The organism is Streptosporangium sp. NPDC023963 (assembly GCF_040639135.1).
Classification (GTDB): Bacteria; Actinomycetota; Actinomycetes; order Streptosporangiales; family Streptosporangiaceae; genus Streptosporangium.
Genome location: NZ_JBEZZK010000023.1, coordinates 117761 through 126980, shown reverse-complemented (window position 1 = coordinate 126980; position 9220 = coordinate 117761). Strand labels below are relative to the sequence as shown.

The window sequence follows — 9220 nt, the reverse complement described above, 5'->3', positions numbered from 1 at the left end:
GCCATCGGCTACAACGGCCCCATCTCCATCGAGTGGGAGGACGCCGGCATGGACCGCCTCGACGGCGCCCCCGACGCGCTGGCCGTCATCCGCAAGCTCAACGCCATCACCCCGCCCACCACCGCCTTCGACGCCGCCTTCTCCTCCGACTGAAGACCCCCACGGACCGAGGACCTTCTCGGCCCGAGGATCTTCTCGGACCGAACCCTCAGGCCGAAACCCCGGACCGGGTTCCCCGTCCGGGTGCCCAGGTCGAGGCGCGCACGGCGAACGCACGGCGAACGCACGGTGAACACGGCCGGGCCGCCGGTCCGCCCCGCTCAGGCGGGCGGCCCGGCGACCCGGCCGAGGCCGGGTTCCCGGAGGTGCCGGGTTCAGTCCATGACGACGATCTGGCGCAGCACCTCGCCGCCCCTGAGCGCCGCTACGGCGTCGTTGAGGTCGGCCAGCTTGATGCGAGAGCTGATCATGCTCTCCAGGTCGAGCTTGCCCGCCTTGTAAAGCCCCGCGAAGAACGGGAAGTCGCGCCGGACGTCCGAGCCGCCGTACAGCGAGCTGAGGATGTTCTTGCCCTCGAACAGCAGGCTGAAGGCGCTCAGCGGGACGTTGTCGTCCACCGCGCCCGCGCCCACCACGATCGTGTCGCCGCCCCGGCGGGTGGCCTGCCAGGCCGTCATGATGGCGGCGGACTTGCCGACGGCCTCGAAACCGTAGTCGAACCCGGCACCGCCGGTGAGTGTGCCGACCGCGTCCATGAGCTGGTCCGGGGTGATGGCGTGGGTCGCGCCGACCTTCTTGGCGAGGGCGTGCTTGGACTCCAGCGGGTCGATCGCGAGGATCGTGGTGGCGCCGGAGATGCGGGCCCCCTGGATCACCGACAGGCCGATGCCGCCCGCGCCGACCACGGCGACGGTCGAGCCCGCCCGCACCTTGGCCGTGTTCAGCGCCGCCCCCACGCCGGTGGTGATCCCGCAGCCGATCAGGGCCGCCGCCTCGAACGGTACGTCGGGATCGACCTTGATCGCGCCCTGCCAGGGCACGACGACCTCCTCGGACCAGCTGCCGCACCCGGCCATGCCGAACGCCGGGGTGTCGCCGCCGTAGCGGAAGCGGGCGTTGACGAAGCTGTCCATCACGTACGTCATGCACAGGAACGGCTGGTTCACCAGGCAGTTCGCGCAGCTGCCGCAGGCCGGGGTCCAGTTGAGGATGACGTGGTCGCCGGGTTGGACCGAGGTCACGTGGTCGCCGACCTCGACGACCACGCCCGCGCCCTCGTGACCGGGGATGACCGGCAGTGGCATGGGCAGCACGCCGCTGATCACCGACAGGTCCGAGTGGCAGACGCCGGTGGCCCTGATCTTGACGCGGACATCCGTCGGGCCTACCGGCGCGAGGGTGAAGTCGTCGCGGATGTCGAGCTTGTCGTCGCCGACGGCATGCAGAAGCGCACCACGCATGGGGGGTCCTCCTAGTTCTCCTCAAGGGAGAGGGCGGCTTTGGGACAGGACCGGACCGCGTGCCGGACGCGGTCCATCATCTCCGGCGGCGGCTCAGGCAGCAGCAGGTGCAGCTGGTCGTCGTCGTCGAGCTCGAAGACCTCCGGGGCGAGTCCCATGCAGATCGCATTGGCCTCGCAGACCAGATAGTCGACGTTGATTTTCATACGGGCCTCCTAACCGGGAATGGCGAGCTTACGGTGATCCCAGGAGATCACTCGACTCGGCTCGACCACGAAGGCGACCCTTTTGCGGCCGGTGTAGGCCACGTACTCCGTGAGGAGTTCCTCCGCGTCGGGCATCCCGGCCATCCGTCTGGCCACGTTCATACCGACGTCGAGGATGCCCTCGGGGTCGTCGATCCTCCGCGCGACCCCGTAGACCAGGACGCCGCGCAGGTCGGAGTATTCGTCCCCGGCCTCGATCAGGCAGCTCACCCGGGCGTCACGCTGGATGTTGAGTGTCTTCTGCGCCTTGCCGTAGGTCCAGAACGAGATCTTGCCCTCGGTCAGCCCGTAGAACATGGTCACCATGTGCGGTGTCCCGTCCGGGTTGATCGTGCCGAGTTGCAGCTTCCGTGACTCGCCGACGAAAGCCGTCACCTCGTCGTCGGACATCACGATGCGGGCGCGCTGGTTCACGGTGCAAAGTAGAACACGTTCCACAAGGTCGGGCAAGGGCATTCGGAATGTTGTTCGGTCTCGGTAGTCTGCTGCGATGAGCATCGCCACCATGCCGGCCGACCTGCTGTACGTCGCCCAGCGCGCCAAGGGTTTCATGCCACATCAGGAGGGAATCGCGCTGTTCGAGATCGCCGCCGAGTACGGCCCGCGCGGCCCGATCTGCGAGATCGGCAGTTACTGCGGGAAGTCCGCCGTCTACCTCGGGGCGGGGGCCCGGCAGGCCGGGTCCGTCGTCTTCACCGTCGACCACCACCGGGGCTCCGAGGAGATCCAGCCGGGCTGGGCCCACCACGACCCCACGCTGATGGACCTCCGCTTCGGCAAGATGGACTCGCTGCCCACGTTCCGGGCCACCATCGCCTCCGCCGGCCTGGAGGACGAGGTCGTCGCGATCGTCGGCAGGTCCGAGCGCGTCGCCGCGCTGTGGAACACCCCGCTGGCGATGCTCTTCATCGACGGCGGCCACTCCGAGGATCCGGTGACCAAGGACTACGAGGGGTGGGCGCCGCACGTCATGCCGGGCGGTGCCCTGGTCTTCCACGACATCTACCCGGACCCGGCCAAGGGCGGGCAGGCCCCCTACCGCGTCTACCAGCGGGTCCTCGCCTCCGGCGCGTTCAAGGAGGTCCGGCAGGAGGGCTCGCTGCGGGTGCTCGAACGGGTCGGTCCCGGTATCGGCTGAGCTCCTCGTGCGGCCCGCCCGCCACCGGACCGCCGGCGCCGGGCGGGTGGAGACGGTCGTGAAGGGCCACCCGGAGACTCCGGCACGCACCGGCGACCACCGGGGCGAGGAACAGCCCGAAGACGACGTGGAACTGGACGAGCAGCCCGTAGACCGCCGCGGTGGCCAGGCCGAACACGACCTGGTCGCGCGGCCTGACCGGGGACGTGGCAGGGTCGACGAGCAGGTATCCGGTGTAGAGGGCGAAGACCGTCCCGGTCATCGGCAGCAGGGCGCCGACCACCGACACGTCGGTCAGCCCTCCCCTGACCAGCGCCTGCAGGGCGAACCCGCCGACCCAGCCGAGGACCAGCGGCAGCCTCCCCGCGAGCCTGGCGTTCACCGCCGTTCCCCAGGCCAGCACGGCCAGCGGCACGACCAGGTCGAACGGCCCCGAGACCCACGCGGTGAACTGGTACGCCGGAGCGAGCCCGACCCACGGGAACAGCAGCAGCACGGCGACGATCCCGAAGGCCGCCGGGTTCAGGAACGGCCTGCCCGGCGCGTCCGCGGCGGCCCGTCCCGCCCCGCCGGGCCCTCTCGCTGTCTCCGGCGTCTCCCGCGCCCTCGGGACCCGCGGCGCCTGTGGTGCCGGTGGCGCCGTCACGCGGAAGACGTACGTGCCGCCGACGCCGATGAGGACGGCCAGCGCGACCGGCGTCAGGTGCCCGTTGCCGGACAGCAGCATCGCGCAGAGCAGGCCGCAGACGTAGGAGGGCAGGAAGAAGCCGGCGACCCGGGCGCGGGGCACCCCGAGGTAGCGGGCCGGGCGCCGCCGCGACCACGCCTCCACGGTCTCCAGCGCGAACTCGGCGGTCACGCCGGTGAGCACGCCGACCACCGGTGCCAGGCAGGACTGCTCGAACCCGAGCACGGTGTGCCCGAGCACGGTGATCAGGGTGAGGGACTCCGCCAGCCGCCGGAACGCCTCGTCCCGCCTCCGGTCGGTGCTCATGGCCGCCGGACCTCCGAGGCGCGGCCGCCGGCCAGCAGGATCCGGTGCCAGCCGGGCTCCAGGGACAGCGACGCGGTACGGGCGCCGCCGCAGGCGTCCCTCCAGGAGATCTCGACGGGGACGGTGGCGCCCGGCAGGTCGTCGCCCAGGCCGAACAGCAGCTCGGGCGCGGAGACGCCGTTGTGGCCGTTGGCGGGGTAGAGCTGCCTGCTGCGCGTGACCCCGCCGGGCAGGCGCACCGTGGCGACGGCCCCGATGGCGGGCCGCGTCGGCCCGGGACGCGCCTGCCCCGCAGGCGTCCGCGCGGGGGGTGTCGCGGTGGCCGTGCCGCAGGCGCCCGCGGGGAGGCGGAGCCGCAGGCCCACGAACGGGGCCGTCGGGCCGTGGTTGCGGTAGAGGACCGACGCGGACCACTGGTTGGCGACCGCGAAGTCCAGCCGCCCGTCGTCGTCGACGTCGCCCACGGCGAACGCCCGGCTGACCGTGTCGCCGTCGCCGTCGCCGTCGCCGTCGCCGTCGCCGTCGCCGTCGCCGTCGCCGTCGACCCCGGCTCCCCGCGCCACGTCCACGTAGCGGCCGTCCGGGCCCCTGGTGAAGAAGGTGTTGGTGTCGCGGCCCGACAGGTCGTCCCCGGCCCGCAGGTCCGGCCACAGCGAGGGGCGGGACAGGAGCAGGTCGTTGGCCGAGGCCGCCTCCAGCAGCCGCGCCCACCGGTCGGCCTCGCCCCTGACGAAACCGGTCGCGTGCATGATCTCGTCGACGCCGTCGTTGTCGAAGTCGGCGGCCTTGACGTCCCAGGACCAGCCGCTGCGGCTCAGCCCCAGCTCCTCGCCGAGGTCGTCGTACGGCGCGTGACCCTCGTGGAGGCCGCCGGGTCGTGAGACGAAGGCGAAGTTGCTCTCGTGCGACGCGTGGTTCCCGGTGAGGTTGCTCACCAGGATGTCCGGCCTGCCGTCGGCGTTGAGGTCGGTGAAGGCCACCCCCATCCCCGTGAACGAGTCGCGGCCGAGGACCCGGGAGTGGGGGGTCGTCAGGTGCCGGGTGCCCCGGGCCTCGGCGAACCGGATCCTGCCGGGCACCGACTCGTTGACCAGCAGGTGGTCGGGGCCGGAGTCGTTGGCCACGTACAGTTCGGGCCGCCCGTCGCCGTCCAGGTCCTGGGTGCCCAGCGCGAGGGTCCAGCCCCCGCCTCCCGCACCGCCCTCGACCTCGTCGAACACCCCCTCGGCCTCGGTGAACAGCGCGGGTCCCGTCGCCCGGTAGAGCCGGTCGCCGCCCCCGTTGGCGGCGGTGGACGGCGAGTCGGGCATCACGGCGTCGCCGCGGTCGGCGCCGCCGCCCAGCACCCTGACGCCGTCGGGGAAGTAGTTGCCGAAGACCAGGTCGAGGCGGCCGTCCCCGTCGAAGTCACCGGCCGTGGCGGCGCTGGTGTTCCAGATCTCCGGTTCGCCGGTCAGCGCGCGGTGGCGGAAGGCCGCACCGGACGGGGGCGCCCCGGGTACGCGCAGGAACAGGGAGGGGGAGCGGCCCCAGTAGTAGACGACCAGGTCCTCCCAGCCGTCCTGGTCGAGGTCGGCGGGCAGGCACCCGGTCGGCGCCTCGTGCCGCCCGCGCCGCGGGGGGACCAGCGTGAACGGCCGGTAGCCGCGGGAGGTCCCCGGCGCCGGCCTGACGGTCACCGTGTCGCGGCGGGGGTCGACCAGGCACAGGTCGTCGGCGACGACCTCGTCGTCCACGTCGAACAGGGCCACCCCGGCGCCCAGCGACGACACCCGGCTCCGGAGGTTCGCGTACCCCGGCGCGACCGGCCGCAGGACGCGGTCACCGGGTTCCGCGGGCGGGCCCAGCCGCCTCGCGTGGAAGGAGAAGCCGGCGGACGCCTCCACGGCCGAGGTGTCCGGCAGGGCGGTCAGCCTCCACCCGGCGGTCGCGGCCACCAGGGCCAGGACTCCCGCCGCGTACCTGCGAACCCCCGGCACCGTTCCCACCGCCCTCCGGATCGTGGTCATGAGTGGTCGTAAGCGTCATGAGCGTCATGAATCGCGGTCGCGCCGTGCCCAGGCCTTCCGGATCCCCGCCCGCCAGGCCTGGTAGTGGTCGTCGCTGTGCGCGTTGTGGCCCAGCGCGACGAGCGCGGTGTCGGTCCAGCCCGCCGCCTCGTCCACCTCGGCCCCGCACAGCACGGGGGCGGCGGCGACGGTGTGCCCGGGGACGACGGCCGAGATCAGCCGGGCGGCGCAGGCGAGGGCGCAGCCCTGGGCGAGGTGGGCGCGGAAGCCGTCCTCGGCCGCGGCCGAGGCCAGCCGCCCCAGGTCCTCGGTGCTCGCGCCCCCGGCGTACGTGGCGGCCAGGCCCACCCCGCTCCACAGGTCGGCGCGGCGTCCCGCGGGGAACTCGGCGACGCGCGGCACGACGTCGCCCGCCCCCGCGCACTCGTGGAACCAGAGCATCCGCCCCAGCCCCTGGTCGAAGATCGCCCGCCGCGTCCGGTCCATCAGCCCGGCCGTGCGCTGGCGTCCCACCGTCCGGTCGGAGGAGAAGAAACCCTGGTGGAAGCCGAAGCCGTCGTGGGCCAGCCAGCGCAGCAGCGGATGCACCGAGTGGACGCCCCACATCGGCCGCAGCCGCATGCGGGCGTACGCCCGGCCGGTGCCCATGTGGATGAGGTGCGGGTGGCGCAGGCCCTGCCCGCTCAGCAGCTCCCTGAGCCGGCGCCCGCCGGTGAGGGTGAGCACGTCGAGGGTGGCGCAGGCCATGCCCGCGCCCTCGTACGCGAAACCGCGGAGGTCCTCGCGGAGGTCGTCGATCCGCTCGGTCTCCCCGGCGACCACCGCGTTGAAGCCGGAGACGAACGCCCCGCCCGCGTCCTCCAGAAGCTCGCGCGCCGGCCCCAGCCGGAACCGCCGCACCCCGAACCCCATCCGGGCCGGGTCCTGCCACAGCAGCCGGGCGATGCCCTTCGGCCTGGCCGGGGCGAGGGACCTCCGAGGTTCCGGAGGCTCCGGAGAGCGGGATGGGTCCGATGCCTCCAGCGGGTCCGAGGGCTCGGGCGGGGCCGGAGCCCGGGACGGGTCCTTCGGAGGCTCCGGCGGGTTCGGGGGTTCGGTGGGAGGCGGGGGTTCGCGACGGGAAGGAGGGGAGGCAGGGGAGGCAGGGGAGTCCTGAAGATCCGGAGGGGCGGGCAGAGGGGGTGGGAGGTCGGTGGGATCGGGAGGACCCGAGGTGTCCGGCGCGCCGGGAGGCGCCGGGAGATCCGGAGTGTGGGAAGGCGCCGGGGGGTCCGGCGGGTCGACGGCCTCGGTGCCGGTTCTCGCGTCGGCCGTCTCGGCGCCGTCGCCCTGAGTCACCGTCCGAGTGCCCTCCGCGTTACTCACGGACCCGAACGTAGTGAGCCGCCTGCGGCCCTTCAAGCACCGCGTTTCTGATTCCGGGCAAAGAAACCGCCGCGGGCCGGGCCGGGAGTCTCCGCCGGGCCCGCCGGCCGGGGCTCCGCACGACCTCACCGTGGCCGAGGTCGAAGGCGTGGCCGAAGTCGAGGTGGAAGTCGTGGCGGGAGGCGCGGGACCGGGGGTCAGCCCCTGGAACGGGCGTGGCTGCAACCGCAGGCGGCGGTGGGCCGGTCGGTCACGTACGCGCCCGCGTCGCGGAAGACGCCCGAGGCGGGGGTGTGCCCGGCCAGCGCGTCGGCGGCGAGCACGACCGCGGCCGCGGTGTAGGCCGAGCGCTCGTGCGGGAAGTGCTTCTCGTTCACGAACTGCCAGCCGGTCCAGTACGAACCGTCCTCGTGCCGCAGGTGCTGCATGTCCGCGAAGAGCTTCGACGCCCGCTCCCGGTCGCCCAGGGCGTCGAGGGCCAGCACCAGCTCGCACGTCTCGGCACCGGTCACCCACGGCTGGTCGGAGACGCAGCGGATGCCGAGGTCCGGCTCCACGAACGTGTCCCACTCCTCGGCCAGCCGCGCCTCCGCGGCCGGGCCGCGTACCGCGCCGCCCAGGATCGGGTAGTACCAGTCCATCGAGAAGCGGCTCTTGTCGGCGAACGCCTCGGGGTGGGCGGCCAGCACGTGGCCGAGCTGGTCGGCGGCGAGCTCCCAGTCGGGCTGCGGATCGCCCAGGTGCTCGCCGAGCAGCACGCCGCAGCGCAGGCCCTGGTGGACGGAGGCGCAGCCGGTCAGCAGGGCGTACCCGGCGGGCCTGCCGTCGGCCGCGCGCTCCCAGACGATCTCACCCCGGGTGGTCTGCAGGCCGACCACGAAGTCCAGCGCCGCCCGGACGACCGGCCACATGCGCCGCGCGAACTCCTCGTCCCCGGTCACCAGCAGCTCGTGCCAGACGCCGACCGCGACGTACGCGGCGTGGTTGGACTCCCCGCCCTGCTCGACGGCCTCGCCGCCGACCAGCTTCATCGGCCAGGAACCGTCGGCCCGCTGCGTGCGGACCAGCCAGTCGTACCCCCGGCGGACCGGGCCGGTCAGCCCCGCCACGCTCATCGCCATCAGGCACTCGACGTGGTTCCAGGCGTCCACGTGCCCCTCGGGCCACGGGACGCCGCCGTCGGGCTCCTGCACCGCCGCGATGCTCCGGGCGGTCTGGACGAGCTGTTCCCACTCCAGCGAGGCGTTCACCGCTTCTCCCTCGGAGCTCACGCAGGCTTCCGGACGTAGAGCACCACGCTCTTGCCGATGAGCGGGTTGAGCACGGCCTCGGCGATCCTGGTGGCGGCGGGACGCTTCATGATGTCCCAGACCAGCAGCTCGTGGTACGCCTTGGCCAGCGGGTGGTCGTCGTTGCCGACGCCGACCGCGCACTTGATCCACCAGTACGGCGCGTGCAGGCCGTGGGCGTGGTGGTGCGGGCCGACGGTGAAGCCCGTCGACTTGAGCTTCGCGCTCAGCTCGGCCAGCGTGTAGATGCGGACGTGCCCGCCGGGCGCGGTGTGGTACGCCTCGTCGAGTGCCCAGCAGATCCGTTCGGGCAGGAAGCTCGGCACGGTGATGGCCGCCTGGCCGCCCGGCTTGAGCACCCGGAAGATCTCGCGCATCGCGGCCATGTCGTCGGGGATGTGCTCCAGCACCTCGGCCGCGATCACCCGGTCGAAGCTGCCGTCCTCGAACGGCATGTCGAGCGCGTCGCCCGTCACGGTGTCTCCCGTCGCCTCGGGCGGCACCTCCCCGGCCTTGTCCATCGCGGCGAACATGCTCGCCACGCCCTCCAGTTCCCTGGCGTCCATGTCGAAGGCCACCACGTCGGCACCGCGCCGCAGCACCTCGAAGGCATGCCGTCCGCCGCCACAGCCCAGGTCCAGGACTCGGTTCCCCGGTCCCACGGGCAGCCGGTCGAAGTCGACAGTCAGCACTCGCCGC

At 73.0% G+C, this 9220-nt stretch carries 9 protein-coding genes and 1 pseudogene; 2 read left to right on the top strand and 8 right to left on the bottom strand.

Annotation, left to right across the window (positions count from 1 at the left end):
• Positions 1–153: pseudogene (locus AB0F88_RS41050) on the top strand (sugar phosphate isomerase/epimerase); the annotation flags it as partial.
• Between the two features lie 221 nt (positions 154–374).
• Here the strand turns inward: AB0F88_RS41050 and AB0F88_RS41045 are convergent.
• From AB0F88_RS41045 to AB0F88_RS41035, 3 genes are read right to left on the bottom strand one after another with little or no spacing between them, the layout of a single operon-like run.
• Complete coding sequence (locus tag AB0F88_RS41045) at positions 375–1460, bottom strand: Zn-dependent alcohol dehydrogenase (RefSeq protein ID WP_362696940.1); 1086 nt, start codon at positions 1458–1460, stop codon at positions 375–377.
• Positions 1461–1471: 11 nt separating this feature from the next.
• On the bottom strand, positions 1472–1666 hold the full coding sequence (locus AB0F88_RS41040) for a ferredoxin (RefSeq protein ID WP_362696938.1): 195 nt from the start codon (positions 1664–1666) through the stop codon (positions 1472–1474).
• 9 nt (positions 1667–1675) lie between these two features.
• A complete protein-coding gene (locus AB0F88_RS41035; protein WP_362696936.1) occupies positions 1676–2140 on the bottom strand; it encodes a pyridoxamine 5'-phosphate oxidase family protein in 465 nt (154 codons plus the stop codon).
• A gap of 76 nt (positions 2141–2216) precedes the next feature.
• Between AB0F88_RS41035 and AB0F88_RS41030 the strand changes: the two genes are divergently transcribed.
• Positions 2217–2864 (top strand): class I SAM-dependent methyltransferase, encoded by a 648-nt coding sequence (locus AB0F88_RS41030; RefSeq protein ID WP_362696934.1) that lies wholly within the window; start codon positions 2217–2219, stop codon positions 2862–2864.
• Here AB0F88_RS41030 and AB0F88_RS41025 read toward each other — a convergent pair.
• From AB0F88_RS41025 to AB0F88_RS41005, 5 genes are all read right to left on the bottom strand, one after another.
• A complete protein-coding gene (locus tag AB0F88_RS41025) occupies positions 2800–3858 on the bottom strand; it encodes an enediyne biosynthesis protein UnbU (RefSeq protein ID WP_362696932.1) in 1059 nt (352 codons plus the stop codon). The genes AB0F88_RS41030 and AB0F88_RS41025 overlap by 65 nt on opposite strands.
• Entirely contained in the window at positions 3855–5867 is a 2013-nt protein-coding gene (locus AB0F88_RS41020) for a CRTAC1 family protein (protein WP_362696930.1), read from the bottom strand. The genes AB0F88_RS41025 and AB0F88_RS41020 overlap by 4 nt, the downstream gene beginning before the upstream one ends.
• A 24-nt stretch (positions 5868–5891) precedes the next feature.
• A complete protein-coding gene (locus AB0F88_RS41015) occupies positions 5892–7205 on the bottom strand; it encodes a DUF1702 family protein (RefSeq protein WP_362696946.1) in 1314 nt (437 codons plus the stop codon).
• A gap of 224 nt (positions 7206–7429) precedes the next feature.
• Entirely contained in the window at positions 7430–8482 is a 1053-nt protein-coding gene (locus AB0F88_RS41010) for a prenyltransferase (protein WP_362696928.1), read from the bottom strand.
• 17 nt (positions 8483–8499) lie between these two features.
• Positions 8500–9213, bottom strand: coding sequence for a methyltransferase domain-containing protein (locus AB0F88_RS41005; protein WP_362696926.1), 714 nt, complete (start codon positions 9211–9213; stop codon positions 8500–8502).
• Between the last annotated feature and the right edge of the window lie 7 nt (positions 9214–9220).

Coding starts and splice junctions, on each gene's coding strand:
- AB0F88_RS41045 (WP_362696940.1), bottom strand. CDS start 1,460: ATGCGTGGTGCGCTTCTGCATGCCGTCGGCGACGACAAGCTCGACATC.
- AB0F88_RS41040 (WP_362696938.1), bottom strand. CDS start 1,666: ATGAAAATCAACGTCGACTATCTGGTCTGCGAGGCCAATGCGATCTGC.
- AB0F88_RS41030 (WP_362696934.1), top strand. CDS start 2,217: ATGAGCATCGCCACCATGCCGGCCGACCTGCTGTACGTCGCCCAGCGC.
- AB0F88_RS41025 (WP_362696932.1), bottom strand. CDS start 3,858: ATGAGCACCGACCGGAGGCGGGACGAGGCGTTCCGGCGGCTGGCGGAG.
- AB0F88_RS41020 (WP_362696930.1), bottom strand. CDS start 5,867: ATGACCACGATCCGGAGGGCGGTGGGAACGGTGCCGGGGGTTCGCAGG.